Consider the following 25,221-nt stretch of genomic DNA (forward strand, 5'->3'; position numbering starts at 1 on the left):
GCTCACGTTCTTAGTCTAGGGAGGTCGGGCCCGGGGCGGGCTGTGCAGGGCGGGCAGGCCCGGGCGCGAGCCGCACGCGGCGTCCGTTCAGCTCCGATGCCGGGCGGCTGAACAGCCCGACGACGGCGGCCGCCAGGTCTTCAACGTCGGTGGCACCGGGAAAGGTCCGTTCCGGGTGCGCCTTCCGCAGTTCCGGATGCACCAGCGCCTTGACCACCAGCACGACGGCGGCGCTCCGAAGGTCCGTGCCTGCCCCGGCAGCTGAACGTGCCAGGCCTTCGGCCATGGCCAGGGTCCAGGCTTCCGCTGCGGCTTTGGCCGCCACATAGCTCGCCGCGGCCGCCGTCGGACTCTCCACCGCGGTGGAAGAGACGATGGCGAACCTTCCACTGCCGGAGGCGGCAATGTCGTCGTAGAAAACGCGGGAAACGTTCCGGAGGGTGGTGATGGCGCCCTGCTCAAGGAAGTCCCAATCGGCGTCGCTCTGGTCCGGAATGCCTTTGGCGCCCCGCCAGCCTCCCACTAGGTGGATCACGGCGTCCGGCGGCCCGGTGGTTTCCGCCAGTGTCTCCCGGAGGGCGCGGACACCGGCCAGGTCGGCAAGGTCGCACACCAGGGGCATGACGCCGTCGCCCGCCTGTGCGGCTGCGGCTTCGATGCGCCCCTGGTCCGAACCTACCGTCAGGACCCGGAACCCGGCCTGCCGGAGGGCCCTGGCGACGGCCACCCCGGAGGGTCCGCTGCCGCCGGTGACCAGGACCTGCAGCTGGCTGGGATCGCTCACAGGGCGGAGGCTCCGGTGATGCCTGCGGTGGATTCGATGACCGGGCGCATTTTTTTCTCCAATGCCTCGTAGAACATGGACAGCGGGAATTCGTCGTCCAGCACCTGGTCGGTCAGGCCGCGGGGCGGCCCGGACACCGGAAGGGCGTCCGCGCCCTTAGCCCAGACTGATGCCGGGTTGGGCGTGACCGTGCCGGAAATCAAATCATAGGCTGCCAGCCAGTGCGCCGTCTTGGGCCGGTCGATGGAGCGCCAGTAGAGGTCGTCGATGGCGGACCCGAGCGCGATGACCGCATCCGCCACCTGGTCCCAGTCGATGCGGAGCCGGGTGTCGGTCCAATGCAGGACATGGTGCTGGTGCAGCCACGCGAAGAGCAGCTGGCCGCCGAGGCCGTCGTAGTTGCGCACCCGGCTGCCGGTGATCGCAAAGCGGAAGATCCGGTCGAAGATGATGGCGTACTGCACAAGTTTGGCGTGCCGGCTGGCCTCCGGGAGGGCGTCCTCGTCGTGCTCAATCCGCACGGACTCCCGGAACGCGGTGAGGTCGCAGCGCAGTTCCTCCAGCGAATACAGGAAGTAGGGCATGCGCTGCTTGATCATGAACGGATCGAAGGGCAGATCCCCGCGCATGTGCGTCCGGTCGTGGATCAGGTCCCACATCACAAACGTGGCCTCGGCCAGTTGCTGGTCTGCCAGCAGGGCGGCAGCACCCTCGGGAAGATCCAGGGAGGTGATGTCCGCTGCCGCGCGCACCACGCGGCGGAAGCGGGCGGCCTCGCGGTCCGCGAAGATGGCGCCCCAGGTGAAAGTCGGCGTTTCCCTGACGGCAACAGTTTCCGGGAAGAGCACTGCCGAGTTGGTGTTGTAGCCGCGGGTGAAGTCCAGGAAACGGATGGGCACAAAGAGCTTGTTGGAGTAGTCGCCTGCCTCCAGCCCGGCCACGAACTCGGGCCAGATGACCTCAACCAGGACGGCCTCCACGAGCCTGCTGCTGCTTCCGTTCTGGGTGTACATGGGGAAGACAACAAGGTGCTCCAGCCCGTCCTGGCGCTGCAGCTGCGGCTGGAAAGCCAGCAGTGAGGACAGGAAGTCCGGCACGCCAAAACCGCTCGCCGCCCAGGCCTCGAAGTCGTCGACGACGGCGTCCAGGTAGGCTGCGTCGTGCGCGAAGAGCGGCGCGAGTTCGCTGATCGCTTCGGTGATCGCAGCGACCTCACGGGCAGCAGCGGCGTGGTGGCCCGGGTCAGGCACCGATCCGTCCTGGCTCTGCAGCCCCTGCAGCAGTTCCGCGGCGGTCCTGAGCCTGAGCCAGGCGGGGTTTTCAGCGCTGATCCTGGTGGGGCCAGCGGTGATGGTGACAGTCATTGACGACAGCCTTTCTCATTGCTTGGGCATCTACCGCGAGCGTAGCAAGCAATCAGACCATCTAATTCAAAAACCGCCTGAGCATAAGAAAGTATTATGCTGACGCCGCGCTTTCCGCACATCAGGTGCGGCATGACCGGCCCCTGAAGTGCTTTAGGACTGCGCCGCTTCGGACTCCCCGGCGTCCCGTGGAACCAGCCTCAGGGATACCGAATTGATGCAGTACCGCTGGTCGGTGGGAGTACCGTAGCCTTCGCCGGCAAAGACATGGCCCAGGTGGGAGTCGCAGTTCGAGCACCGCACCTCAACCCGCTCCATGCCGAGGGTGCGGTCATGGATATACCGCACCGTACCGTCCGCCAGGGGGGCCCAGAAAGAGGGCCATCCACAGTGGGAGTCGAACTTCTCGTTGCTCCTGAAGAGTTCGGCCCCGCACGCGCGGCACTGGTAGACGCCCTCCGTGTGGGTGTCCACGTACTCGCCGGTGTACGGGCGCTCGGTGCCGGCCTGCCGGAGCACGTGGTACTCCTCCGGGGTCAGCTCCTGCCGCCACTCGTCGTCGGACTTCCGGACCGCCGCTTCCGGCGCTGCGGCTCCGTCGCCCGCGGCCGGCGCGGGGATGGAATCGGTGGCTTTGTTTCCGAAAACGCTCTTTCCAAAAATACTCATAGTGTCCTCAACGCTTAGGAGTCGCCGATAAATCCCGAACCGGCGTACAGGTGGAGCACGGGGAGTCCCAGCTGATCCTGGGCCTTGTTGGCCCAGTCCGTGTGGAAGGTGTCCGCCACGGCGTGCGGCCGGGTGATCACCACCGCCTGTGACGCACCGAGTTCCTTCACCTTGGTCACCAGGCCGTTGACGGCGCCGCCGTCCACCACCTCGCCGCTGACTCCGCCGCCCAACCCGTCCAATGCTGCCAGCGAGACCGCCAGGGTCTCGGCCGCCTCGGCCCGTTCAGCACCCGGGTCAGGGGCGTGCGCAGTCAGGTCACGGAAAGCTTTGGCGACATCGAGCAGGGACAGATTTTCGAGGAAATCCACCAGGAGGTGACGCTCGGTGTTGGCCGGGACCAGCAGGACAAGCGGCGTGTCCGAACCGTCCACCAGCCGTTGAATGTTGACGCGGTCATCTGCACCCAGGGGTTCTTCGGTCAGAATGACGATTGGATCGCTCATGGCATCAGCCTAGCCGGGCGCGCTGGTGACTGCACAGGACCCGCGCCACAGGCGTCTAAATAGGGCCAACCCGTCCGCGGCGGTAAGAATGGTTCCATGGCACCTTCCACGCGAACTCCAACGTTGACGGCGATCCCTTCCGCTCCGGCTGACGGGCGCATGTCGCTCCGCGCCAAGTGGACCCTCGGTGGCGCCATCGGCGGCGGGGCCCTCGCGGGACTGCTTGCGACAGGATCTTCCGCTCTCGCCCTGTATTTTGCCCGGCGGGTCATCACTCCGGTCAAGCAGCGGGCCGCCGACCAGGAAGTCCTGGCGGTCATCCGGGACGGGGACGTGATGCAGGCCATTTTCGCCGCCACGCCCGAGACCACCGTGGAGGGTGTGTACGGCTTCTTTTTCGACGGCGGCAAGGGACACGCCCGCATTGGTCGGATCGTTTCCTACTCGCCGGCTGACGGCACCGTCCTGCGCGAAGTGGAAGCCGTTTACGCCGGCGACTTCGACGCCGCACGCCGCGGGTGGTGGAGCGGCGCGCACTATCCGGATCCGGCCGCAGCGGGGATCGGGGCCGAGGACGTGCTGATCGACGTCGACGGCGGGCAGGCGCCCGCCTGGCTGGTCCGGGCCGAGGGTGGCGGCAGGATCTGGGCCATCATGGTTCACGGCCGGGGAGCAACCCGCCAGGAGGCCCTGCGCGCCGTACCCCCTGCACTGGAACTGGGGCTGACCAGCCTGCTGATCTCCTACCGGAACGACGGACTGGCTCCCTCAGCTGACGACGGCCGGTACGGCCTTGGGTCCACCGAGTGGAGGGACGTGGACGCGGCCATCGGGTATGCCCTGGCCAACGGCGCCCAAGAGCTTGTCCTTTTCGGCTGGTCCATGGGCGGCGCCATCTGCCTGCAGACGGCGGACCTGTCCCGCCACCGTCACCTCATCCGGGCCCTGGTCCTCGATGCGCCGGTCATCAACTGGGTCAACGTCCTGGCACACCACGCCCAGCTGAACAGGATTCCGTCCTTGGTGGGGCGGTACGGGCAGCTCATGCTGGGCCACCCGCTGGGGCGCCGGCTCACCGGCCTTTCGGCACCCGTCGACCTCAAGGCCATGGACTGGGTGGCGCGTGCCGTCGAGGTCCGCACGCCCACGCTGATCATCCACAGCATCGACGACGAGTATGTTCCCTATGAGCCCTCCGCCATCCTGGCTGAGCGGAATCCGGACATGGTCACGTTCGAAGCCTTCAGCCGTGCCAGGCACACGAAGGAATGGAACGTTGATCCCGAGCGCTGGGAAAGCGTGGTCAAGGCGTGGCTCCGCACCCAGCTGGCGCCGCGGACCAATCCCGGGCAGCGCAGGGCGGAGGAACCTTAGGGCGTTCCCGTACCGATACCGGCGGTCACCGCAGAGGTCAGCCGGATGAGGTCCGCCGGGGCCAGTTCGATATCCAGTCCGCGCCTGCCGCCGGAAACCAGCATGGTCCGGAGCGCGAGGGCGCTCCCGTCGATCACGGTGGGGGAGGCCTGGCGCTGGCCGAGCGGGGAAATACCGCCCAGAACGTAGCCGGTGCGCCGCTGTGCTGCGGCAGGATCAGCCATGGCGGCCTTTTTGGCTCCCAGCGCCGCTGCGAAGGCTTTGAGGTCAAGGCTGCCGCTGACCGGCACCACTCCCACGGCCAGCCGGCCTTCCACTTCGACCACGAGGGTCTTGAAGACCATCTCCGGAGCGATGCCCAAAGCTTCGGCCGCTTCCCCGCCATAGCTGGCCACGGACGGATCGTGCGCGTACGGGTGCAGCACAAAGGGAACGCCGGCAGCAGCCAGGACGGCTGTTGCGGGCGTTCCCTGCGACGGACTCTTGCGTCCCACGGTGCCGGTTCTGTCAGGAAGCCTCGGGCTGCTCGAGGGCGGCCACTTTGCGCTTGATCCGTCCCAGCATGGCGGTCATACCCCGCATCCGCAGCGGCGTAATGGCGCGCGTAAGGCCCAGCAGTTCCGGCATGTCATCCGGGACCGCCAGTATTTCCGCAGCGCTGAGTCCATCGAGTCCCTCGTGCAGCACCCCGGCGAATCCCCGCGTGGTGGGGGCTTCCGGTGGTGCTTTGAAGTAAAGCCGGACCGCAGCGGCCGGGCCGGCGTCGTTCTTTTCCGTCTCGATGGTGAGGAACAGCGGCGACTGGCATTCCACCACCTGCTCCAGGAGTTCAGGGTGGTCCTTCAACCGGTCCGGCAACTCCGGCAGCTCGCGCGAGAACTCAAGCAGCAATTGAAGCCGGTCGGGCTCCGTCAGGGCCTGGAAGTCGTTCACGATTTCCGCCAAGGCGGCGGGCAGTTCTTGTGTAGTCATCTGTTTCAGCTTACGCCGGGACTGCCCCGCGTTCAGCGCCCTTGACGATCGGAGCGCGCACGGCGTTGCCCCACTCTGTCCAGGAACCGTCATAATTGCGGACGGTGTCAAAGCCGAGCAGGTATTTGAGCGCAAACCAGGTGTGGCTGGACCGTTCGCCGATGCGGCAGTACGCCACCACATCGTCGCCGGCCACCAGGCCGGCCTCACCCAGGTACAGTGCCTCGAGTTCGTCGCGGCTGCGGTAGGTGCCGTCCGCAGCGGCGGCCCGGGCCCAGGGGATGGACGCCGCCGTGGGAATGTGGCCACCGCGAAGCGTGCCCTCCTCCGGGTAAGCCGGCATGTGCGTGCGCTGGCCGGTGTATTCCTCCGTGGAGCGGACATCGATGAGCGGCTTGCCGAAGTGCGCCATGACGTCCTCCTTGAAGGCGCGGATGGGGGCGTCATTGCGCTCCACCACGGGGTACTCGGCCGGGGCAGGGCTGGGCCGCTCGGTGGTCAGTTCCCGGCCTTCGGCAATCCACTTGTCCCGGCCGCCGTCCAGCAGGCGGACATCCTCGTGGCCGAAGAGGGTGAAGACCCAGAGGGCGTAGGCAGCCCACCAGTTCGACTTGTCCCCGTAGATCACCACGGTGGTGTCGCGGGAGATCCCTTTCGAGCCGGCCAGGGCGGCGAACGCCTCGCCGTCCACGTAATCGCGGGTCACTTCATCGTTGAGGTCCGTGTGCCAGTCAATCTTGACGGCGCCGGGAATGTGGCCGGTCTCATAAAGGAGCACGTCTTCATCGGACTCCACCACAACCAGCTTTCCTTCCGCAACCGCACCCGATTCGAGGGCGGCGGCCAGCCAGTCAGTTGACACCAGGCGCTCAGGGTTGGCGTAGGCGGCAAACTTCTCGTTTTGTTCAACGGCATAGGGCATGGTGATGGCCTTTCACTTCAGGGTGCGGCGGACCTGCCGCCCGAGTTGGAAACCTACCTCCAGCCTAGCCATGGCTGACCAGCATGTCCGCCCCGCCGTTAACGGGGGAAATGTGGCCTTCGTCACGGGATGGCCATGAACAGCGGCCTGGCGGGGGAGGGCCGGTACGTTGCCGGTATTCTTGCTGGGGACAATACACCAGCAGAACGGACCACCTTGGTACAGATCGAACAGCTTGCCGCACGCACCCCGGCGGTATCGGTGGATGAGCTCCTCAAGGGCTTTTACCCTTCCCCACGGTTCGGGCAGGTCTCGTTTGCCAGTTACCGGCCGGACCCCAACCAGCCGTCCCAGTCGGCAGCGGTCAAGGCCCTGGAAGGATTCGCCGGCGGCGTTGGTGCCGGTGACGGCGCCGGGCTGTTCAGGAAGCTGTTCGCGAAGAAGGCCGAGACCAGGGCAGGGATCTATCTCGACGGTGGATTCGGCGTGGGCAAAACCCACCTGCTGGCTTCACTGTGGCATGCCGCCCCGGGCCCCAAAGCGTTTGGCACCTTCGTGGAGTACACCAACCTGGTGGGGGCCCTGTCATTCCGGAAGACCGTGGAGGCCCTGAGCCACTACAAGCTGGTGTGCATCGACGAATTTGAGCTCGATGATCCGGGTGACACCGTGCTGATGTCCCGGCTGATGCGTGAACTGGCCGACGCCGGCGTGAAGCTCGCGGCGACGTCCAACACGCTGCCGGGTTCCCTGGGCGACGGCCGCTTTGCCGCCGTCGACTTCGCCCGTGAGATCCAGGTCCTCGCGGACCAGTTCGACGTCATCAGGATCGACGGTGAGGATTTCCGCCACCGCGGCCTGCCCGCTGCCCCTGCCCCGCTGAAGAACAGCCAGCTCTCTGCCCAGATGAAGGCGGAGTTTGACGGTAAGACGGTGGCCCAGGACGAATTCAGTTCCCTGATCGGCCATCTGGCCGGCGTGCACCCGAGCCGGTACCGGCAGCTCATCGACGGTATCGACGGCGTGGTGTGGCGGAACGTGGAAACCATCACCGAACAGGCGGTGGCCCTGCGCTTTGTGGTGCTGGCGGACCGCCTCTACGACAAGGATGTGCCCATCCTGGCCAGCGGGGTCCCGTTCGACAAGCTGTTCACGGACGAGATGATGCACGGCGGCTACACCAAGAAGTACTACCGTGCTGTGTCGCGCCTGACGGCCCTGGCCCGCGAGGGCCAAAACCACGAGCCGTCCTAAGCGCGGTCCGGCTGCGTTCCGGCCGGGCTGAAGCTGCATTTCCCCGCTGAATGGTCCATTCCCCGCGGCGTTCCCCGGGGAACGGACCACCTCAGGGGGAAAAGCCGGGGGCCGCGATGGGTTGGTTTGCGCACCCGCCCTGCTTAAACGCCAAAGGTGCGGGTGCCGCCTCCCGGCGGGACCCGCACCTCCTTGACGTACCAGGGCAACGCCCCGGTCAAATCCTTAGTTACGGAGCCCGGTCAACCGGCGGAACCGGCGGAGCGGGGTTGACCGGCGGTACCTGCTCGTTGGCAGGGGTCTCGCCCGGTGTTCCGTTTTTATCAACGAGCCTGGAAGCGCCATCCTGGAGCTTGTCCACGTGCCCGGCGTACTTGCCGCCGGTCTTGGTGTCAACAAAATCCCCGGCCTTGGTGATGCCGTCCTTGATGGCCTGCTCGTTGCCATGGATAAGACCCTGAGCCTTGCCCTTAAGATCGTCAATTAGTCCCACGAGCACCTCCCTTCAATCGCGGAGCCAGGTCGCTCCTCCGCAACCGATCCTAGCCCTGTCGCCCCCGGCGTGCCAAGGAAACAGGCCCTGCCCGGCGTTCGCTGGCAGCGGATGTCACGCCGAGTGCGCAGCCGCAAGAAAATGGGCAACAAAAAAGCAGCTCACGGGGAGCTGCTGCTGTGGGCGATACTGGGATCGAACCAGTGACCTCTTCCGTGTCAGGGAAGCGCGCTACCGCTGCGCCAATCGCCCGGAACCGGAGAGCCGGCCTGGTGGTGTTGCTGGGAGAAGAGAGCGGACGACGAGATTCGAACTCGCGACATCCACCTTGGCAAGGTGGTGCTCTACCAGCTGAGCTACGTCCGCATATGAAGCAAGTCCTGGCAAGGGCCAGACCAACTACATGAAGCAAGTTTCCTTGCCTGGTGGGCGATACTGGGATCGAACCAGTGACCTCTTCCGTGTCAGGGAAGCGCGCTACCGCTGCGCCAATCGCCCATTGCCATCCGGAATGAACCGAAAGCCATGGTTTTCACCGAGGTGGGTACGGGATTCGAACCCGTGTAAACGGCTTTGCAGGCCGCTGCCTCGCCTCTCGGCCAACCCACCGTGTAAGCGAAGGATCCGAAGTTCCTTGCCGTGACAGTGTCCTGCGAGCGGACGACGAGATTCGAACTCGCGACATCCACCTTGGCAAGGTGGTGCTCTACCAGCTGAGCTACGTCCGCATGTTGACCGTTGATTCCGTGCCGTTTCGGGCATTTCCTCGCGTTCCAACGAGTAAGAACTCTATAGGAGGTTCAGGGAATCTACAAATCGGACGTCCGGAAAAGTCGACGACGGCCGGGGATCCCTGCAATCTAGGGGTTTTTTCGTATTACAAGCATGTAATTCGTGGCGGTTGTAATCTCGATTTCCATAAACCCGGTCCGGTCCGCTAGCATTCAAAGGCATCGGGGCGATTGGCGCAGTGGTAGCGCGCTTCGTTCACACCGAAGAGGTCACTGGTTCGAACCCAGTATCGCCCACCGAGGATCAGGTCCGTTTCCGCTCAAGCCGAGCGGAAACGGACCTTTTTTGTGTCCCCCCTTTTTTGTCAGCCCCCTGTGAAAGAGTCGTTGTATGACTGATCCACTCCTTGCCCACGCCACGGAATACGGCCGCATGTACGCACGGTCCACCTCCGAGCAGTTCTCTGTTCCGTCCATCACCACCGTGATCGGCCAGCAGCCGCACGGGCTGGACGGCTGGTTCGGGTATATGGGAGCCAGCAGCCTGGCCAAGGATCCCTTGCTCGCAGACTGCCTGGGCAGTCCGGCCAAGATCCGGCAGGCCGTCAACCGGGCGTCAAAGGCGGCCGAGACGTATCGTGATGACGCCGCAAAACGCGGTGACCGGGTCCATAACTACTGCGAACAGGTGGCGCTCCGCGCCCTGGGCCGGCCGCATGCCATGAAGGAAACCCGCGAGGCTCTTGCAGCCAACGGCGAGGAGGCCTTTGCGTTGCGGTTCGACGAATGGTGGGAGCTCTACGACGTCGAACCCATAGCCCCCGAAATTACCGTGTGGAACAAGTCCGTGGGCTACGCCGGCACGCTGGACCTTGTGGCCCGCATCAACGGCCGGATCTGCCTCATCGACTATAAGACCAAGGGCACCACACGGGACGGCACCGTCAAGCCTCTGGATGACAAGGTTGTGATGCAGCTTGTAGCCGGGATGAAGGCCGAGGAAAGCCTGGTGGATCCGGTTGCCGGCGAATGGGAGGCATGGAAGTACGGCGAAAACCCCCTGCTGCTCGCCGTCGCCATCGGGGAGACCGAGGTCCGCCCGGTCCGGGCGAATCCGGAGGTTCTCAAACATCACTGGTGGAAGTTCTGCGCCCTGCGCCGGGTCTGGGAGCTCTCCGCTGACACACTCGCTGCCGGTACGGCCCTGCTTCCCGTCGCGCCGCCGCCGTCCGTGCAGCACGGACGCACCGCTTAGTACTACTGGCTGCAGCAGAGCGCCAGTCCCGGCAGTGATGCCCCTGCACCTAAACTGGGTAGGTTCACCAACACCCACCGTGAGGAAAGACAGCACATGGCCATTCTGAATATCCGCATCATTGGTGATCCCGTGCTCCGCACAGTGGCCGATCCTGTGACGGAATTCGGGCCCGAGCTGGCCAAGCTCGTTGCAGACATGACCGAGACCATGGAAGACGTGGAAGGGGCCGGCCTCGCCGCGCCCCAGATTGGCGTCAGCAAGCGGATCTTTACCTACCGTGTGGGCGGCGTTGACGGCCACATCATCAACCCGGTGCTGGAAAACAGCGACGACTACCAGGCCGACCACGTAGAAGGCTGCCTCTCCATCCCGGGACTGGGATTCCCCGTCCGCCGGTTCAGGGCCACGAAGGTCACGGGAGTGGACCTGCACGGGAACCCCGTTACCGTCGAGGGCGAGGGCATGCTGGCCCGCTGTTTCCAGCACGAAACCGACCACCTGGACGGCATCCTCTACACCGACCGCCTCGAAGGCGAAGACCGGAAGACTGCGCTGCGCTCCATCCGGAATGCCAACTATGACGCCATCACAGAACGCACGACGGCGAAGCGCGCCAAGACCGTCGGCTCCAGTTTTGGTGGCGGCAACGTTGGGGGCGGCAGCTTCGGCGGGTCCGGTTTCGGTGGCACGAACTCATGAGGGTTCTCTTCGCAGGTACACCGGCCGTCGCCGTTCCCTCCCTGGACGCACTGGTTAAGGCGGGCTTTGACGTCGTTGCCGTCCTGACCCGCCCGGACGCGCCGCTGGGGCGCAAACGCGTGCTGACGCCGTCGCCCGTTGCCGCCCGCGCCGCAGAACTCGGCATCGGCGTCATCCACGCCACCCGCGTTGACGACGCCGTCACGGCGCAGATCGCCGCCGGCAAACCCGATGTCGCCGCCATCGTGGCCTACGGGGGACTGATTCCCCGGGCCGCGCTCGAGGTCCCTCCGCACGGCTGGATCAACCTTCACTTCTCCCTCCTTCCCGCGTGGCGCGGCGCCGCGCCCGTGCAGCGTGCCGTCATTGCCGGTGATGACGTGACCGGAGCTGTCACCTTCCTGCTGGAGGAAGGGCTGGACACCGGACCCGTCTTCGGGACGCTGACCGAGAGCGTTGGCCCAAACGACACCTCCGGAGCGCTGCTGGAGCGGCTGTCCCGCAGCGGCGCTGTGCTGCTGTCCCAGACCTTGTCCGCGGTGGAGGCCGGGAAGGCTGCGCCCCGGCCTCAGGTGGGGGAAGTTTCGCTGGCACCCAAACTGACCATCGACGACGGCCGGCTCGATTGGATGCAGCCAGCCCTGGCCATCAGCAGGCGCGCACGGGGGGTCACTCCCGAGCCCGGGGCCTGGACCACGCTGGCGGGTCAGCGGGTCAAGCTGGAACCCGTTCAGCTCCGGCCCGACAGGTCGGATCTTGAGCCCGGGACGGTCCGCCTTGAGGAAAAAAACGTTCTGGTAGGAACGGGGTCCCACGCGGTGCAGCTGACAGGGATCCAGCCTGCCGGCAAGAAAATGATGGCCGCGGCCGATTGGGCACGGGGTATGGCTTCACGTGAAAGTGTGGTGTTCGAATGAGCGGGTCCGGCGGTAATACAGGTGCCCGGGGTGGAGATCGCGGCGGAAGCGGCCGCGGCAAGGGTGGACCGCGCGATTCGAGCACGCGCAATGCCCAGGGCCGGGAACGGAACCGAAGCTCCCAGAAGAGTTTCACCGAGAATGCTCCCGCGCAGCGCACGCGCCGGGCGGATCCTGCGCGGCTGGTGGCTTTCGAAGTCCTGCGCGCCGTGGCCTCCGAGGACGCGTACGCGAACTTGGTGCTCCCGTCACGCATCCGGCATCACGGCCTGGACAAGCGCGACGCCGGCTTCGCCACTGAACTGAGCTACGGTGCCCTGCGCGGGCAAGGCACCTATGACTCCATCCTGGCCCGCTGTGTGGACCGTCCACTGGACCAGCTCGACCCCGCCATCCTTGATGCCCTGCGGATCGGCGTCCATCAGCTGCTGGCCATGCGCGTTCCGGCGCACGCCGCGCTGGACCAGACGGTTGGCCTGGCCCGGGCCGTGATCGGCGCCGGCCCCTCCGCGCTGATCAATGCGGTGCTGCGGAAGGTCTCTGCCCACACGCTCGAAGAGTGGCTGGACCTCCTGGTGGCAGGGGAAAGCGACGAAACAAAAATAGCGTCCATCCGCTATGCCCACCCTGAATGGATTGTCCGGGCCATGCGGCAGTCCCTGGTGGCGCACGGACGTTCGGCCGCGGAGATCAATGACCTGCTGGAAGCGGACAACGCTGCCCCGGTGGTCAACCTGGTTGCCCTGCCGGGCCTGGGGAGCCTGGATGAGGCCCTGGAAAACGGGGCCACCCCCGGTGAACTCGTGGAAGGCTCGGCACTCTCCAGCGGCGGGGACCTCGGCCGGCTCGCCACGGTGCGCGAAGGCAGCACCCGGGTCCAGGACGTGGGCTCGCAGCTCGTGGCCCGGGCCATGGCGGCGGTCGACCTCGGCCCGCGCACCGACACGCCCGACGGCGCCGGTGAACGCTGGCTCGATCTGTGCGCCGGCCCCGGTGGCAAAGCCGCCCTCCTCGGCGCCCTCGCCCGGCAGCAGGGTGCCACGCTTCTCGCCAACGAACCGGCCCCGCACCGCGCCAAGCTCGTGAGCCAGGCCCTGTCCGCAGTCCCGAAGGATGTCTGGCGCGTCCGGACCGGGGACGGCCGCGAAGTTGGAACGGAACAGCCCGAATCCTTCGACCGCGTCCTGGTGGACGTGCCCTGCAGCGGCCTCGGTGCCCTCCGGCGCAGGCCCGAGTCCCGCTGGCGCCGCACACCCAAGGACCTGGCGGACCTCGGTCCGCTGCAGCGCGCCCTCCTCACCTCAGCGCTGGACGCCGTGCGCCCCGGCGGAGTGGTGGCCTACGTGACCTGCTCACCGCACCCGGCGGAAACCACCGCCGTCGTCACCGATGCCCTCCGGAAGCGGGACGACCTGGAACTGCTGGACGCCGGCGCCGTGCTGGACGGCGTAAGCCTGCCCGGAAAGCTGGGCGCCGGCCACGACTCCACGGCCCAGCTCTGGCCGCACATCCACAGCACCGACGCCATGTTCCTGGCCCTCATCCGCAAGAAGGCCTGACCCGTGAAAGGTTCACCCATGCCGCAATGCTGCATCAACCCGAGCATTCTCTCCGCCGACTTCGTGAACCTCGAAGCCGAACTGCAGCGGATCAGCAACGCCGACGCCGTCCACGTGGACGTCATGGACAACCACTTCGTCCCCAACCTCACCCTCGGGCTGCCCGTGGTCCAGCGGATCCAGGCGGTCAGCCCCGTTCCGCTGGATGCACATCTCATGATCTCCGATGCCGACCGCTGGGCCCCCGGTTTCGCCGACGCAGGGCTGGCGTCCGTGACCTTCCACGCCGAGGCCTCCATCGCGCCGGTAAAACTGGCCAGGGAACTGCGGGCCCGAGGCTCCAAGGCCGGCATGGCGCTGCGTCCGGCCACCGCCGTGGAACCTTACCTGGACATGCTCGAAGAACTGGACATGCTCCTGATTATGACCGTGGAGCCGGGATTCGGTGGGCAGGCGTTCCTGGACCTGACCCTGCCGAAGATCCGCCGCGCCCGCGCCGCCATTGACGGATCCGGCCTTGAGGTTGCCCTTCAAGTGGACGGTGGCATCACCGAGGAAACCATTATCCGGGCGGCCGAGGCAGGGGCCAACGTCTTTGTGGCCGGCTCCGCCGTTTACGGTGCCGAAGATCCTGCCGCGGCCATCGGACGGCTGCGCGAGGCCGGCAGCCTTAAGTTACGCAGCGGGTCCGGGGAATAGTCGGGGCCGTCTGGCAGTTGTGGCACAATAGCAACACACATTACGTGCTCCGGGGTCGGTGTAAGTCCGAACCGGCGGTGACAGTCCGCGACCCGCGAGCCGGCGCTTTCCCCAACCAGGGAGGGAACCGGCGGACGGTTGAACCGGTGAAATTCCGGTACCGACAGTTAAAGTCTGGATGAGAGAAGCACGTTCAGCTGTATCTGTGCGCCACTGCGGCGCCGCGGCCTTCTGCTGTCGTATACCCCCGGAGCCATCGCGGTTCTAGAGGGAAGGAACGACACACACATGAACCCCTTGCGATGGCTCTTTGAAGCCAGGTTGTCCCAAGGACGGGATGCCCAAAACGCCACCATGGTGGCCGCCGCATGACCGGGACCGATACGGTCACGGCATTCAGCGCCGCCGAGACCGCCGCCATGGAGGCCGCCCTTGAAGCAGCCCTGCGCGGGCCGCGCGGAGCAAACCCGCTGGTGGGCGCCGTCGTGATTGACGCCGACGGCCGGCAGTTAGTGACCGGATATCACCGCGGCGCCGGGACCCCCCACGCCGAAGCGGACGCGATCAGCCAGGCCGAATCCGCCGGGCTGGACCTGACCGGCTGCACCATTGTCATCACCCTGGAACCCTGCGACCACCGCGGCCGGACCGGACCCTGCACGCAGGCGATCATCGCCGCGGGAATCAAAGACGTGGTGTACGCCGTTGACGACCCCCATGATCCGGCCGCGGGCGGCGCAGCCACCCTGCGGAACGCGGACGTCAAGGTACGGAGCGGGCTTGGCGCCGTGGAGGCGTTCGAGCTGAACCGCCAATGGTTCCTCGCCGTAGCCACCCGGCGCCCGTTCGTCACCCTGCATATCGCCCAGACCCTGGACAGCCGGATAGCGGCCGAGGACGGAACCAGTCAATGGATTTCGTCCCCTGAATCGCTCGCCGACAACCACGACCTGCGCGGGCGGATTGATGCAATTCTCGTAGGTACCCAGACGGTGCTGGTGGACAACCCCCGCCTGACCGCCCGGGACGCGTCCGGTGCGGAGACCGGCAAGCAGCCGCTGCGCGCCGTGATGGGCCTGCGGGAAATCCCGGCCGGTGCCGCAGTCCGAGGGGACGATGGCCAAGTGCTCCACCTGCCCACGCGCGATCCCCGGGAGGCGTTGTCGCTGCTGTACGCGGCAGGCGTCCGGCACGTCATGGTGGAAGGCGGTTCACGCATCCTCAGCTCCTTCCTGGCCGCGCGGCTCGTGGACGAACTCATCGTCTACCTCGCGCCCACCCTGCTGGGCTCCGGAACACCGGCCCTGAACGGCCTGGGAATCACCACGCTCGCGGATGCCATGCAGTGGGACTGGGACCCGTCCGGCGGTGGCGCGGTACAGACCCTGGGGCGCGACCTGAGACTCCACCTCCGCCCCGAACCAATCCAAGCTTTGGAACCACAACCAGCCCGCGCTGCCGCGGAACCAGCCATGGGAGGCTACTGATGTTTACCGGAATTATTGCCGAACAAGGAGAGGTCCTTTCCGTGGCGCGTGACGGCGATACCAGCGCCACCCTCCGGCTGCGTGCCCCGGGCACCACCGAAGGACTTGCCCTCGGCGGGTCCATTGCCGTGAACGGCGTCTGCCTGACCGCCACCGGGATTGACGGCAAGGACTTCAGCGTTGACGTCATGGGCGAAACGCTGGTGCGCAGCACCATCGGAGAGCTCGACGCCGGCGATTCGGTCAACCTCGAACGCTGCGTCCCGGCCGGTGGCCGGCTGGACGGCCACGTGGTGCAGGGCCACGTGGACGGTGTGGGGCAACTGGTGGAACGCGAAGCCCTGGGCAATTGGGAACGCCTGCGCTTCGCCGTCCCGGTGAACCTGGCCCGGTACATCGCCGAAAAGGGTTCCATCGCCATCGACGGCGTTTCGCTCACCGTCACCGCGGTCAGCCCCGCGGCCGAGGCCGAACCCTGGTTCGAAGTGGGACTGATCCCCACCACGCTCGCCGACACCGGCCTGGGCGCAAAACAAACCGGCAGCCGGGTCAACCTGGAAGTGGATGTGCTGGCAAAGTACACCGAACGGCTGCTGGCATTCAGCACCGGCGCAGCAAACGGAGGAACCCGATGAATACCACTGTCCGCGCCCAGCCCGCCGCCGGGGCCGCGCCGCGCCCTGACGCAGCCAAGGGGCTTGACCTCGTGGAAGACGCCGTCCGTGCCATGGCCGCCGGACTGCCCGTGCTGGTGGTCGATAACGAGGACCGGGAAAACGAAGGCGACATCATCTTCGCGGCCCAGCATGCCACGCCGGCCCTCATGGGCTGGACCATCCGTTACAGCTCCGGCGTCATCTGCGTCCCCCTGACCGGGGACCGCGCCGACGCCCTGGAGCTGCCTCCCATGGCGGCCGTGAACCAGGACTCGAAGGGGACGGCCTACACCGTGTCCTGCGACGCTGCGGTGGGGGTCAGCACCGGCATTTCCGCCACGGACCGCGCCCTGACCGCCCGCGTGCTGGCAGACCCTGCGGCCGGACCGGCCGCTGTAACCAGGCCGGGGCATATTTTCCCGCTCCGGGCCGTTAACGGGGGAGTGCGTGAACGCCCCGGCCACACCGAAGCGGCCGTGGACCTCTGCCGGCTTGCCGGACTGGAGCCGGTGGGCGTGATCGCAGAAGTTGTGTACGACGACGGTGAGATGATGCGGCTCGACGGGCTGCGGGCATTCGCCGCCGAACACGGGTGCCCCCTGATCTCGATTGAGGATTTGGTGGTTTACCTTGAAGCAGGGGCCGCGGTTCCCGCCGACAGTCACACCGGGCCGGACGCCCGGGCGGAGTAGAGGAGTAACGATGACGGTTTCCGAGCTTTCGGACGACAGCCAGCACAACGGCCACCACCGCGGGGCAGCCGCAAACGGCCATGCCCACCCGGTCAGCTCCGGGCCGATTGTGCAGCTTCCCACCGCCTTTGGCGACTTCATCACGCAGGCCTGGACTGACCTGGTCACCGGCGCGGAGCACCTCGCGGTCAGCTCACCCAATCCTCCCAAGGACGGCCTTGCGCCCCTGGTCAGGCTCCATTCCGAGTGCTTGACCGGCGATGTCTTCGGGTCCTACCGCTGCGACTGCGGCGAACAGCTGGCCTATGCCCTGGAGCTCATCAATGAGTATGGCGGCACGCTGCTGTACCTCCGCGGACAGGAAGGCCGGGGCATTGGCCTGGCCAACAAAATCAAGGCCTATGCCCTGCAGGAAGCCGGCTTCGACACCGTGGAGGCCAACGAGCAGCTCGGGCTGCCCGTCGACGCCCGCTGCTACAAGGCCGCCGCCCAGATTCTCGCGGAGATGGGCCTGCACGAGGTCCGGCTCCTGAGCAACAACCCCGACAAACAGAACAGGCTTGCCAAGGCCGGGGTCAAGGTGGTGGAGATGGTTCCCACCGAGGTGCCGTCCCGCGACCAGAACATCCGCTACCTGCAGACCAAGAAGGACCGCATGGAGCACCGGCTCACGCTGGACACCCACGTTGCAGCAGTGCCCGTCGCCGCTGCCGACACATTCTCCCCTGACAACGACTGACTCCCCATAACGACTGAACGGACCACCTACACGCATGAGCGGACATGGCGCACCAGATATTGACCTCACTACCCTGAACCCGGCGGCAACATCGCAGCTGCGGCTGGCCATCGTGGCTGCCAGCTGGCACACCCAGATCATGGACGGCCTCCTGGACGGTGCACTGCGCGCGGCCAAGGACGCAGGCATCAGCGAACCCACTGTCCTGCGGGTTCCGGGAGCCTTCGAGCTGCCGGTCGCTGCCGCGCGGCTGGCACCGCACTTTGACGCGGTGGTGGCGCTCGGCGTCGTCATCCGCGGCGGCACGCCGCACTTCGAATACGTATGCCAGGCGGCGACGGCGGGACTTACCGATGTGAGCGTCTCCACCGGCGTGCCGGTGGGCTTCGGCGTGCTCACCTGCGACACGGAACAGCAGGGACTGGACCGCGCGGGCCTGCCCGGCTCCAGCGAGGACAAGGGCCACGAAGCGGTGACGGCGGCCCTGGCCACCGCCGTTCTTCTCAAGCAGTACAAGTAGCAGTCCGACAAACGGCTGGCGGGCGCGTGTGTGTTCCCTCACATCGCGCCCGTCATGCGTCGGCCCGACAGGCGCCGCCGGGCCCGCAGCAAGTAGGCTGTAGGGCGTGAAGAATTTCGAGACGCTGTTCGCTGAACTGAGTGAGAAGGCAGCCACCCGCCCGGCAGGCTCCCGCACCGTCGCTGAATTGGAGTCCGGAGTCCACGGCATCGGCAAGAAAGTCGTGGAGGAAGCAGCCGAAGTCTGGATGGCCGCTGAGTACGAATCCGATGAGGCCGCGGCCGAGGAAATCTCCCAGCTGCTGTACCACCTGCAGGTTCTGATGCTCGCCAAAGGCCTGACCCTGGAAGACGTCTACAAGCATCTCTAGCCACAGCGGTGCCGCGGCCTTCCCGGCCGGCCGGTGCCTTGTGTGGCCCGATTTGCCTGATCAACAGACCTCCCCAACCAAGAAAGACCCCCATGCTGCGAGTAGCCGTCCCCAACAAGGGCTCCCTGTCCGAAGCCGCGTCCGCGATGCTGTCCGAGGCGGGCTACCGCCAGCGCCGGGACACCCGCGAGCTGGTCATGATGGACCCGGACAATGACATTGAGTTCTTCTTCCTCCGCCCCCGCGACATCGCCGTTTACGTCGGCCGGGGAACCCTCGACGTCGGCATCACCGGCCGCGACCTGCTGCTGGACGCTGAGGTGGAGGCCGAGGAACTCCTGCCCCTGGGTTTCGCTGCCTCCACGTTCCGCTTCGCCGGACCGGTGGGGGACTTCAGCAAGGTTGAGGAACTCGAAGGAAAGCGTCTCGCCACCAGCTATGACGGCCTGCTCCGCGGTTACCTTGCCGAGCGCGGCGTCAACGCCAAAGTGGTGCGGCTCGACGGCGCCGTCGAGTCCTCCGTGCGCCTCGGCGTCGCGGACGCCATTGCCGACGTCGTCGAAACCGGCAATACGCTCAAGGCCGCCGGCATGGAGATCTTCGGTGACCCCATCCTCAAGTCCGAAGCCGTCCTGATCCGCCGCACCGGCAAGGGAGGCGCCGCGAACGGCACCGCCAGGGAGATCGACGTTCTCATCCGCCGCCTCCAGGGCGTCCTGGTGGCACGGCAGTACGTCCTCATGGACTACGACATCCGCAAGGAACTCGTGGAGAAGGCTGCGGCCCTGACACCCGGCCTGGAATCACCCACGGTATCGCCGCTGCGCGACTCCGAGTGGGTGGCTGTGCGGTCCATGGTCCCCAAGAAGGACACCAACCGCATCATGGACGAGCTGTACGACCTCGGCGCCCGCGCCATCCTGGTCAGCAGCATCCACGCCTGCCGGATCTAGGGGACGTTGTCATGGCTGTAGCTGTACGAGTCATTCCGTGCCTCGATGTCGACGGCGGACGTGTGGTGAAGGGCATCAACTTCGAGGGGCTCCGCGACGCCGGTGACCCGGTGGAACTTGCCCACCGCTATGACAACGCCGGCGCTGATGAGCTCACGTTCCTGGACGTCACCGCGTCCTCCGGCAACCGCGAAACCACGTTCGACGTGGTCCGCCGAACCGCCGAGGAAGTCTTCATCCCCCTGACCGTTGGCGGCGGCGTCCGCGGCGTGGCCGAGGTGGACAAGCTCCTCAGGTTCGGGGCGGACAAAGCATCCATCAACACCGCTGCCGTGGCGCGGCCGGATGTCATCAACGAAATCAGCAGGCACTTCGGGTCCCAGGTGCTGGTCCTGTCCGTGGACGCCCGCCGGACCCGTCCGGGATCCGAGCCCACGCCGTCGGGCTTTGAAGTAACCACCCACGGCGGCCGCACGGGCACCGGCATCGACGCCGTCGCATGGGCGAAGGAAGCCGCGGACCGCGGCATCGGCGAGATCCTGCTGAACTCCATCGACGCGGACGGCACCAAGGACGGGTTCGACCTCGAGCTCATCCGCCTGGTGCGTGCCGCCGTCAAAGTGCCGATCATCGCGTCCGGCGGCGCGGGGGAGCCGGCCCACTTCCCGCCGGCAGTGGCCGCAGGCGCCGACGCCGTGCTGGCCGCCTCAATCTTCCACTGGGGCCCGGACAACATGATGGCCCAGGTCAAGGACGCCATCCGCGCAGCCGGTTTCGAAATCCGCTAATCCCGCCCGCCTAACCACAACGCGGGGTCACTTTTCGCCCAATGAACGACATTTTTCGGGCGAAACGTGACCCCGCGTTGGTGTTTGTTGGGGACCGGCGGGGCGGTGAAACCCTACAGGCCGACTTCGGCGGACTGGAGGAGGGCGACGGCGTCCGGCTGGCCTTCGAAGGTGACGAGGGCGTGGCGGGTGCGGCCGTGCGCGTGCATCAGCAGTTCACCGGGCTCACCGACGATCGCCACTGACACGGGGGCGCGCTTGGCCACGTGCCGGGGCCCGGAAGGGCGTACCAGCACAATGCCAAGATCCACGCCGCGGTAAAGAATGGCGGCACGTTTGATGAGTTCGTCCCACAGGGCGTCTGAGTATGCCTCGTCCAGGGCCCGCGGAGCCCAGCGGTCCACGGCCCGGCGGATGTCCTCGGTGTGGACGAAGTATTCGATCAGGTTCGAACTCTCGTCCAGGGCCTTGATCTTCATGGGCGACAGGGCAGGGGGGCCGCCGCGGAAAGTATTGACCAGTCCCGCATACTCGTCCGGGGTCTTCAGCTTTGCGGCGAGCTTGGCAGTGGCCTTGTCCGAAGCCTTGGAAAGGCTCTTGATGATCAGGCCGAGGCCCACGGCAGCCTTGCGTTCGCGCAGGTACAGGTGCGCGGCAAGGTCCCTGGTGCGCCATCCCCGGCAGAGGGTGGGGGCATCAGGACCGGCCGCCAGGAGGGTTTCGGCCAGGACTTCGCGGGACGGGTCAACGTAATGCATCACTTGTGAAACTAGCACGAGAGCGTGGAAGTTGGGCAGCGGAGCCGCCACGGGAGAGGTGCCCTTGGTAACAGACGGTTTTGTATGCCACGCAGCGCATATTAGGCGGCTGTTGAACAGGCACTAGACTTGAGCTGATGTCTGAGCAGCCCGCCCCCGCCCCCGTATCTGTCCCTGCCCCCGTCGCCAGCCCGCTCCCGCCCGGCGTGGCGGCAGCGCTGAAGCGTGACAGCGCCGGGCTCGTCGCTGCGGTGGTCCAGCAATTCGACACCAACGAGGTGCTGATGCTGGGGTGGATGGACGACGAAGCGCTGCACCGCACCATGACCACGGGCCGGGTCACGTTCTACTCCCGCTCCCGCCAGGAGTACTGGCGCAAGGGAGACACGTCAGGCCACGTCCAGTGGGTCAAATCCGTTGCCATGGACTGCGACGGCGATGCCTTGCTGGTCAGGGTGGACCAGGTCGGGGCGGCCTGCCATACAGGGACCCGCACGTGCTTCGACGGACGCGCACTCGACGTCCGGACGGGCCCGGCCTCCTAGCCACTCCCTGCGGCGCAACCCGTTGCAGCCTTACATTCTTTTGCCAGCAAACGACTGACGCCGCCCGCGGCGGCACACAAGAACAGGCGGAAAGCATAACCATGCAGGACCTTGGAATGATCAGCCCGGGCCTCGAGGAGTTCCGCGAGCTCGCCGCCACCAGCCGGGTCATCCCCGTGACGCTCAAGGTGCTGGCGGATGCCGAGACGCCCATCGGCCTCTACCGGAAACTGGCCAATGGCCAGCCCGGAACGTTCCTCATGGAGTCCGCGGCCGTTGGCGGCACCTGGTCGCGTTATTCCTTCATCGGGGCCAACTCCCGCGCCACGCTGACCACCAAGGACGGCCAGGCCCACTGGCTCGGCCAGCCCCCAGCCGGCGTGCCACTGGACGGCAACCCCGTGGACGCCATCCGCGACACCGTCGAAGCGTTGCGGACCAGCCGGTTTGAGGGTCTGCCGCCGTTCACGTCCGGCCTGGTGGGTTTCCTCGGCTGGGAAACCGTCCGGCACTGGGAACGCCTCACCAGCCCGCCCGAGGACGATCTCCACCTTCCCGAACTGGCCCTGAACCTGGTGACGGACATGGCCGTCCACGACAATCACGACGGCAGCGTGCTGCTCATCGCCAACGCCATCAACTTCGACAACAGTTCCGAGCGGGTGGACGAGGCGTGGCACGACGCCGTTGCCCGGGTGAAGGCGCTGCTCACCAAAGTCAGCACACCGGTAGCGCAGCCCGTCTCCGTCCTGGAACCCGCCGCCCTGGACTTCGCCTCCAGCGTCCAGGAACGCTGGGCCGAACCCGCCTACCTCGAAGCCCTGGACCGGGGCAAGGAGGCCATCGTGGACGGTGAAGTGTTCCAGGTAGTGATCTCCCGCCGTTTCGAAATGGAGTGCGGCGCCTCACCGCTGGACGTCTACCGGGTCCTGCGCAACACCAACCCCAGCCCGTACATGTACCTCTTCAGCCTCGAGGACGCCGACGGCCGGGAATACACCATCGTGGGGTCCTCCCCGGAGGCCCTGGTGACAGTGACCGGGGACGAAGTCATCACCCACCCCATCGCCGGTTCCCGGCCCCGCGGAAAGACCGTTGAAGGCGACAAGGCCTTGGCCGAGGAACTCCTGGCCGACCAGAAGGAACGCGCCGAGCACCTGATGCTGGTGGACCTGTCCCGCAACGACCTCTCCAAGGTCTGTGTAGCAGGCACAGTGGACGTCACCCAGTTCATGGAGGTGGAGCGGTTCAGCCACATCATGCACCTTGTTTCCACCGTGGTGGGGACGCTGTCCCCGGAGGCCAAAGCCTATGACGTCCTCAAGGCGACCTTCCCGGCAGGGACGCTCTCAGGCGCCCCCAAGCCCCGGGCCCTCCGGCTTCTGGACCAGTTGGAGCCGCACCGGCGCGGGATCTACGGCGGCGTGGTGGGATATCTGGACTTCGCCGGCGACATGGACATGGCCATCGCCATCCGCTCGGCCCTGCTCCGTGAAGGACGGGCGTACGTCCAGGCCGGCGGCGGCATCGTGGCGGACTCGGTGAATCCCACCGAGGCGATCGAAACCGTGAACAAGGCCGCCGCACCGCTCCGCGCGGTCCACACGGCCGGTTCGCTGCGCAACATTACGGCAGAGACGCTGCCCGAACCGGGAAAGGCCAGCGAATGACCCCGGTCTGGGCGCGGAAATCCACCCTGGTCCTGCTGATCGCGGCGCTGGCGTTGGCCGTCTTCGGCACCACAACACAAAACTGGATCACCGTCACCCTCGATCCGGACCAGGTGGGCCAGACCGTGGGGGGCCAGAACACCCTCACCGTCCAGGGCAGCAAGGCAGCCACGGCGGTGACCGCGCTGGCGCTGGTGGCCCTTGCCGGCGGCCTGGCCGCGTCCATTGCCGGGAAGATCGCACGGTGGGTCATCACCGCCATCGTGGTCCTCGCAGCGGCCGGCATCATCGTCGCAGCTGCCACCGTGCTGGCTGATCCGCTCGCCGCCGCACAGGGGTCCATCGCAGCCGCCACCGGCGTCTCCGGAAGCAGCGCGGGAGCTGCGGTGACCGCGTTCCCGGTGCTCGCCGTCGTCGTCGGAATTCTTCTGGCGCTCGGCGCGCTGCTGATCATTCCGGCGGGCCGGTTCTGGAAGTCCCGCACCAAATATGACGTGGCATCCGCCGGTGCCGCGGCGGGGAATTCCGCCCCGCCGGCGGGTCCGGTGGACGAGATCGACAGCTGGGACAGGCTCTCGCGCGGCGATGATCCCACCTGAGCCGCTCCCGGCCGACGCCGGAACGGGCCGCCCGAACGGTGGCCCGGGCCGCCGATGGGCAGGTTGCGGCCAAAAAATGGCAGAATGTAAGCAGTATTGATCCTGAGGAGATTCACATGAGCAAAGCACCCGCATCCGCGTCCAAATCCGCCCCGGCCCCTGCCGTGCACATCGGCGTTGACCACAGCCAGGAACTGGGCCATGGCAACAGCCCCGCCGCATGGACCTGCGTGATTGTCATGCTGGTGGGCGCGCTCATCGCGGCGATCGCTTTTGTCATTGCCAACACTCCCATCTTCATCGCCGGCGCGTGCGTGATGGTCCTCGGCCTGATCCTCGGCTTCATCATGCGTAAAGCGGGCTACGGCGTCGAGGGCAGCAAGCTGAAGAGCTCCGGCCACTGATGGCCACCGTTCTCGATGACATCAATGCCGGTGTCAGGGAGGATATGGAAGCCAGGAAGCGTCTGGTTTCCCTCGCGGAACTGAAGGAACGGGCACTCGCAGCCGCACCGGCGCGTGACGCGTGGGCAGCACTTGGCGGCCCCGCGGCACTCCGCGACGAGCTCAAGGTGATCGCCGAAATCAAGCGCCGCAGTCCCTCGAAGGGTGACCTCGCCACCATCGTGGATCCGGCGTCACTGGCCGTGCAGTATGCCGACGGCGGCGCCGCCGTGATCAGTGTCCTCACCGAAAAGCGGCGGTTCAACGGCTCACTCGCTGACCTGGACGCCGTCCGCGCCAGCGTGGATGTCCCCTTGCTCCGCAAAGACTTCACCGTGGACGAATACCAGATCTGGGAGGCCCGTGCCCACGGCGCCGACCTGATCCTGCTGATCGTGGCTTCACTCTCGGACAGCGAGCTCCGGGACTTCAGTGCCCTCAGCCGCGAGCTGGGCATGAACGTGCTGGTGGAAACGCACACGGAAGAGGAAATCGCCCGTGCCGTGGCGGCTGAGGCGCGCATCATCGGCGTCAACGTCCGCAACCTCAAAACGCTCGACGTCGACCGTTCCGTTTTCGCCTCACTCGCCGGCCTGATCCCCGCCGAAGCGCTGGTTGTCGCCGAATCCGGCGTGCGCGGTGTGGACGATGTGTCGCATTACGCGGCGAGCGGTGCCAACGCGATCCTGGTGGGCGAAGCCCTGGTGAGCGATTCGACTCCGCGGGAGCGGATCGCAGAGTTCACCGCGGCCGGCGCTGCCGCCATCGCCGCGCGGGCCTAGCCCGCAACGCCGGTCCCG

General features: G+C 66.5%; 29 protein-coding genes, 6 tRNA genes and 1 riboswitch. Of the genes, 21 read left to right on the top strand and 14 right to left on the bottom strand.

Features of this window, described 5'->3' with window-relative positions; translation table 11 throughout:
* Positions 1-10: 10 nt before the first annotated feature.
* From SBP01_RS08045 to SBP01_RS08060, 4 genes are all read right to left on the bottom strand, one after another.
* Positions 11-784, bottom strand: coding sequence for an SDR family NAD(P)-dependent oxidoreductase (locus tag SBP01_RS08045; protein ID WP_320538042.1), 774 nt, complete (start codon positions 782-784; stop codon positions 11-13).
* Positions 781-2,148 (bottom strand): DUF6421 family protein, encoded by a 1,368-nt coding sequence (locus SBP01_RS08050; RefSeq protein ID WP_320538043.1) that lies wholly within the window; start codon positions 2,146-2,148, stop codon positions 781-783. Before SBP01_RS08050 ends, SBP01_RS08045 begins: the two co-directional genes overlap by 4 nt.
* 153 nt (positions 2,149-2,301) lie before the next feature.
* Positions 2,302-2,817 (bottom strand): peptide-methionine (R)-S-oxide reductase MsrB, encoded by a 516-nt coding sequence (gene msrB, locus SBP01_RS08055; protein ID WP_275213650.1) that lies wholly within the window; start codon positions 2,815-2,817, stop codon positions 2,302-2,304.
* A 14-nt stretch (positions 2,818-2,831) separates the two neighbouring features.
* Positions 2,832-3,323, bottom strand: a complete 492-nt coding sequence (locus tag SBP01_RS08060; protein ID WP_275213651.1) for a hypothetical protein — start codon at positions 3,321-3,323, stop codon at positions 2,832-2,834.
* Between the two features lie 96 nt (positions 3,324-3,419).
* Between SBP01_RS08060 and SBP01_RS08065 the strand changes: the two genes are divergently transcribed.
* Positions 3,420-4,697 (top strand): alpha/beta hydrolase family protein, encoded by a 1,278-nt coding sequence (locus SBP01_RS08065; protein WP_320538044.1) that lies wholly within the window; start codon positions 3,420-3,422, stop codon positions 4,695-4,697.
* On the opposite strand, the gene ybaK is transcribed toward SBP01_RS08065, so the two are convergent.
* Genes ybaK through SBP01_RS08080 form a run of 3 tightly spaced genes read right to left on the bottom strand, consistent with a single transcriptional unit; the run spans position 4,694 to position 6,591 of the window.
* Entirely contained in the window at positions 4,694-5,191 is a 498-nt protein-coding gene (gene ybaK, locus SBP01_RS08070; RefSeq protein WP_320538045.1) for a Cys-tRNA(Pro) deacylase, read from the bottom strand. The two genes, SBP01_RS08065 and ybaK, sit on opposite strands and share 4 nt — an antisense overlap.
* A 13-nt stretch (positions 5,192-5,204) precedes the next feature.
* Positions 5,205-5,669, bottom strand: a complete 465-nt coding sequence (locus SBP01_RS08075) for a SufE family protein (RefSeq protein WP_320538046.1) — start codon at positions 5,667-5,669, stop codon at positions 5,205-5,207.
* A gap of 10 nt (positions 5,670-5,679) precedes the next feature.
* On the bottom strand, positions 5,680-6,591 hold the full coding sequence (locus tag SBP01_RS08080; protein ID WP_320538047.1) for a sulfurtransferase: 912 nt from the start codon (positions 6,589-6,591) through the stop codon (positions 5,680-5,682).
* A gap of 216 nt (positions 6,592-6,807) precedes the next feature.
* Between SBP01_RS08080 and zapE the strand changes: the two genes are divergently transcribed.
* Positions 6,808-7,845 (top strand): cell division protein ZapE, encoded by a 1,038-nt coding sequence (zapE, locus tag SBP01_RS08085; RefSeq protein ID WP_320538306.1) that lies wholly within the window; start codon positions 6,808-6,810, stop codon positions 7,843-7,845.
* 229 nt (positions 7,846-8,074) lie between these two features.
* Here the strand turns inward: zapE and SBP01_RS08090 are convergent, their stop codons facing one another.
* The 6 genes from SBP01_RS08090 to SBP01_RS08115 form a co-directional block, all read right to left on the bottom strand.
* Positions 8,075-8,338 carry an antitoxin gene (locus SBP01_RS08090; protein WP_275213657.1) on the bottom strand — a complete coding sequence of 88 codons (264 nt, stop codon included), beginning with the start codon at positions 8,336-8,338 and terminating at the stop codon, positions 8,075-8,077.
* A 180-nt stretch (positions 8,339-8,518) separates the two neighbouring features.
* Positions 8,519-8,590 (bottom strand) — tRNA-Val (locus SBP01_RS08095).
* A gap of 41 nt (positions 8,591-8,631) precedes the next feature.
* A tRNA-Gly gene (locus tag SBP01_RS08100) sits at positions 8,632-8,704 on the bottom strand.
* A gap of 57 nt (positions 8,705-8,761) precedes the next feature.
* A tRNA-Val gene (locus SBP01_RS08105) sits at positions 8,762-8,836 on the bottom strand.
* A gap of 40 nt (positions 8,837-8,876) precedes the next feature.
* Positions 8,877-8,947 (bottom strand) — tRNA-Cys (locus SBP01_RS08110).
* 46 nt (positions 8,948-8,993) lie between these two features.
* Positions 8,994-9,066, bottom strand: a tRNA-Gly gene (locus SBP01_RS08115).
* 228 nt (positions 9,067-9,294) lie between these two features.
* Here SBP01_RS08115 and SBP01_RS08120 point away from each other — a divergent pair.
* From SBP01_RS08120 to hisF, 14 genes are all read left to right on the top strand, one after another.
* Positions 9,295-9,366: transfer RNA gene (locus SBP01_RS08120), tRNA-Val, on the top strand.
* A gap of 94 nt (positions 9,367-9,460) precedes the next feature.
* A complete protein-coding gene (locus tag SBP01_RS08125) occupies positions 9,461-10,324 on the top strand; it encodes a cytochrome (RefSeq protein ID WP_320538048.1) in 864 nt (287 codons plus the stop codon).
* Positions 10,325-10,420: 96 nt separating this feature from the next.
* Positions 10,421-11,026: a peptide deformylase gene (def, locus tag SBP01_RS08130; RefSeq protein ID WP_320538049.1), complete on the top strand. Its 606-nt coding sequence runs from the start codon at positions 10,421-10,423 to the stop codon at positions 11,024-11,026.
* Positions 11,023-11,943 (top strand): methionyl-tRNA formyltransferase, encoded by a 921-nt coding sequence (gene fmt, locus SBP01_RS08135; RefSeq protein ID WP_320538050.1) that lies wholly within the window; start codon positions 11,023-11,025, stop codon positions 11,941-11,943. The genes def and fmt overlap by 4 nt, the downstream gene beginning before the upstream one ends.
* A complete protein-coding gene (locus SBP01_RS08140) occupies positions 11,940-13,502 on the top strand; it encodes an RsmB/NOP family class I SAM-dependent RNA methyltransferase (protein WP_320538051.1) in 1,563 nt (520 codons plus the stop codon). Before fmt ends, SBP01_RS08140 begins: the two co-directional genes overlap by 4 nt.
* Positions 13,503-13,520: 18 nt before the next feature.
* The gene (gene rpe, locus SBP01_RS08145; protein ID WP_320538307.1) at positions 13,521-14,201 is read left to right on the top strand and encodes a ribulose-phosphate 3-epimerase; all 681 of its coding nucleotides are present in this window, start codon (positions 13,521-13,523) and stop codon (positions 14,199-14,201) included.
* 40 nt (positions 14,202-14,241) lie between these two features.
* Positions 14,242-14,396: riboswitch (FMN riboswitch) on the top strand.
* Between the two features lie 173 nt (positions 14,397-14,569).
* Complete coding sequence (ribD, locus tag SBP01_RS08150) at positions 14,570-15,688, top strand: bifunctional diaminohydroxyphosphoribosylaminopyrimidine deaminase/5-amino-6-(5-phosphoribosylamino)uracil reductase RibD (RefSeq protein ID WP_320538052.1); 1,119 nt, start codon at positions 14,570-14,572, stop codon at positions 15,686-15,688.
* Entirely contained in the window at positions 15,688-16,323 is a 636-nt protein-coding gene (locus SBP01_RS08155) for a riboflavin synthase (protein WP_320538053.1), read from the top strand. The genes ribD and SBP01_RS08155 overlap by 1 nt, the downstream gene beginning before the upstream one ends.
* Entirely contained in the window at positions 16,320-17,036 is a 717-nt protein-coding gene (ribB, locus tag SBP01_RS08160) for a 3,4-dihydroxy-2-butanone-4-phosphate synthase (protein WP_275213666.1), read from the top strand. The genes SBP01_RS08155 and ribB overlap by 4 nt, the downstream gene beginning before the upstream one ends.
* A 10-nt stretch (positions 17,037-17,046) precedes the next feature.
* Complete coding sequence (gene ribA / locus SBP01_RS08165) at positions 17,047-17,775, top strand: GTP cyclohydrolase II (RefSeq protein WP_320538054.1); 729 nt, start codon at positions 17,047-17,049, stop codon at positions 17,773-17,775.
* Between the two features lie 34 nt (positions 17,776-17,809).
* The gene (gene ribH, locus SBP01_RS08170) at positions 17,810-18,295 is read left to right on the top strand and encodes a 6,7-dimethyl-8-ribityllumazine synthase (RefSeq protein WP_320538055.1); all 486 of its coding nucleotides are present in this window, start codon (positions 17,810-17,812) and stop codon (positions 18,293-18,295) included.
* A 106-nt stretch (positions 18,296-18,401) separates the two neighbouring features.
* A complete protein-coding gene (locus tag SBP01_RS08175; protein WP_028270786.1) occupies positions 18,402-18,665 on the top strand; it encodes a phosphoribosyl-ATP diphosphatase in 264 nt (87 codons plus the stop codon).
* A gap of 92 nt (positions 18,666-18,757) precedes the next feature.
* Positions 18,758-19,618, top strand: a complete 861-nt coding sequence (hisG, locus tag SBP01_RS08180; RefSeq protein WP_275213671.1) for an ATP phosphoribosyltransferase — start codon at positions 18,758-18,760, stop codon at positions 19,616-19,618.
* A gap of 11 nt (positions 19,619-19,629) precedes the next feature.
* A complete protein-coding gene (hisF, locus tag SBP01_RS08185; RefSeq protein ID WP_320538056.1) occupies positions 19,630-20,406 on the top strand; it encodes an imidazole glycerol phosphate synthase subunit HisF in 777 nt (258 codons plus the stop codon).
* Between the two features lie 113 nt (positions 20,407-20,519).
* Here the strand turns inward: hisF and SBP01_RS08190 are convergent, their stop codons facing one another.
* Positions 20,520-21,164 carry a TIGR03085 family metal-binding protein gene (locus SBP01_RS08190; RefSeq protein WP_275213673.1) on the bottom strand — a complete coding sequence of 215 codons (645 nt, stop codon included), beginning with the start codon at positions 21,162-21,164 and terminating at the stop codon, positions 20,520-20,522.
* 137 nt (positions 21,165-21,301) lie between these two features.
* On the opposite strand from SBP01_RS08190, the gene hisI reads away from it, so the two are divergent.
* From hisI to trpC, 5 genes are all read left to right on the top strand, one after another.
* Positions 21,302-21,709, top strand: a complete 408-nt coding sequence (gene hisI / locus SBP01_RS08195; protein ID WP_320538057.1) for a phosphoribosyl-AMP cyclohydrolase — start codon at positions 21,302-21,304, stop codon at positions 21,707-21,709.
* Positions 21,710-21,810: 101 nt separating this feature from the next.
* Positions 21,811-23,379, top strand: coding sequence for an anthranilate synthase component I (locus tag SBP01_RS08200; protein ID WP_320538058.1), 1,569 nt, complete (start codon positions 21,811-21,813; stop codon positions 23,377-23,379).
* A complete protein-coding gene (locus SBP01_RS08205) occupies positions 23,376-23,978 on the top strand; it encodes a Trp biosynthesis-associated membrane protein (protein ID WP_320538059.1) in 603 nt (200 codons plus the stop codon). Before SBP01_RS08200 ends, SBP01_RS08205 begins: the two co-directional genes overlap by 4 nt.
* A 116-nt stretch (positions 23,979-24,094) precedes the next feature.
* Complete coding sequence (locus tag SBP01_RS08210; RefSeq protein ID WP_275213678.1) at positions 24,095-24,382, top strand: HGxxPAAW family protein; 288 nt, start codon at positions 24,095-24,097, stop codon at positions 24,380-24,382.
* Complete coding sequence (gene trpC / locus SBP01_RS08215) at positions 24,382-25,203, top strand: indole-3-glycerol phosphate synthase TrpC (RefSeq protein ID WP_275213679.1); 822 nt, start codon at positions 24,382-24,384, stop codon at positions 25,201-25,203. Before SBP01_RS08210 ends, trpC begins: the two co-directional genes overlap by 1 nt.
* Positions 25,204-25,221: the final 18 nt, after the last annotated feature.

Source organism: Pseudarthrobacter sp. IC2-21, from assembly GCF_034048115.1.
In the GTDB taxonomy this organism is placed as follows: Bacteria; Actinomycetota; Actinomycetes; order Actinomycetales; family Micrococcaceae; genus Arthrobacter; species Arthrobacter naphthalenicus.

Bases quoted from the DNA above. Each gene is read 5' to 3' on its own strand.
- SBP01_RS08050 (WP_320538043.1), bottom strand. From the start codon at position 2,148: ATGACTGTCACCATCACCGCTGGCCCCACCAGGATCAGCGCTGAAAAC.
- msrB (WP_275213650.1), bottom strand. From the start codon at position 2,817: ATGAGTATTTTTGGAAAGAGCGTTTTCGGAAACAAAGCCACCGATTCC.
- SBP01_RS08060 (WP_275213651.1), bottom strand. From the start codon at position 3,323: ATGAGCGATCCAATCGTCATTCTGACCGAAGAACCCCTGGGTGCAGAT.
- SBP01_RS08065 (WP_320538044.1), top strand. From the start codon at position 3,420: ATGGCACCTTCCACGCGAACTCCAACGTTGACGGCGATCCCTTCCGCT.
- SBP01_RS08075 (WP_320538046.1), bottom strand. From the start codon at position 5,669: ATGACTACACAAGAACTGCCCGCCGCCTTGGCGGAAATCGTGAACGAC.
- SBP01_RS08080 (WP_320538047.1), bottom strand. From the start codon at position 6,591: ATGCCCTATGCCGTTGAACAAAACGAGAAGTTTGCCGCCTACGCCAAC.
- SBP01_RS08125 (WP_320538048.1), top strand. From the start codon at position 9,461: ATGACTGATCCACTCCTTGCCCACGCCACGGAATACGGCCGCATGTAC.
- def (WP_320538049.1), top strand. From the start codon at position 10,421: ATGGCCATTCTGAATATCCGCATCATTGGTGATCCCGTGCTCCGCACA.
- fmt (WP_320538050.1), top strand. From the start codon at position 11,023: ATGAGGGTTCTCTTCGCAGGTACACCGGCCGTCGCCGTTCCCTCCCTG.
- SBP01_RS08140 (WP_320538051.1), top strand. From the start codon at position 11,940: ATGAGCGGGTCCGGCGGTAATACAGGTGCCCGGGGTGGAGATCGCGGC.
- rpe (WP_320538307.1), top strand. From the start codon at position 13,521: ATGCCGCAATGCTGCATCAACCCGAGCATTCTCTCCGCCGACTTCGTG.
- ribD (WP_320538052.1), top strand. From the start codon at position 14,570: ATGACCGGGACCGATACGGTCACGGCATTCAGCGCCGCCGAGACCGCC.
- SBP01_RS08155 (WP_320538053.1), top strand. From the start codon at position 15,688: ATGTTTACCGGAATTATTGCCGAACAAGGAGAGGTCCTTTCCGTGGCG.
- ribB (WP_275213666.1), top strand. From the start codon at position 16,320: ATGAATACCACTGTCCGCGCCCAGCCCGCCGCCGGGGCCGCGCCGCGC.
- ribA (WP_320538054.1), top strand. From the start codon at position 17,047: ATGACGGTTTCCGAGCTTTCGGACGACAGCCAGCACAACGGCCACCAC.
- ribH (WP_320538055.1), top strand. From the start codon at position 17,810: ATGAGCGGACATGGCGCACCAGATATTGACCTCACTACCCTGAACCCG.
- hisG (WP_275213671.1), top strand. From the start codon at position 18,758: ATGCTGCGAGTAGCCGTCCCCAACAAGGGCTCCCTGTCCGAAGCCGCG.
- hisF (WP_320538056.1), top strand. From the start codon at position 19,630: ATGGCTGTAGCTGTACGAGTCATTCCGTGCCTCGATGTCGACGGCGGA.
- SBP01_RS08190 (WP_275213673.1), bottom strand. From the start codon at position 21,164: ATGCATTACGTTGACCCGTCCCGCGAAGTCCTGGCCGAAACCCTCCTG.
- hisI (WP_320538057.1), top strand. From the start codon at position 21,302: ATGTCTGAGCAGCCCGCCCCCGCCCCCGTATCTGTCCCTGCCCCCGTC.
- SBP01_RS08200 (WP_320538058.1), top strand. From the start codon at position 21,811: ATGCAGGACCTTGGAATGATCAGCCCGGGCCTCGAGGAGTTCCGCGAG.
- SBP01_RS08205 (WP_320538059.1), top strand. From the start codon at position 23,376: ATGACCCCGGTCTGGGCGCGGAAATCCACCCTGGTCCTGCTGATCGCG.
- SBP01_RS08210 (WP_275213678.1), top strand. From the start codon at position 24,095: ATGAGCAAAGCACCCGCATCCGCGTCCAAATCCGCCCCGGCCCCTGCC.
- trpC (WP_275213679.1), top strand. From the start codon at position 24,382: ATGGCCACCGTTCTCGATGACATCAATGCCGGTGTCAGGGAGGATATG.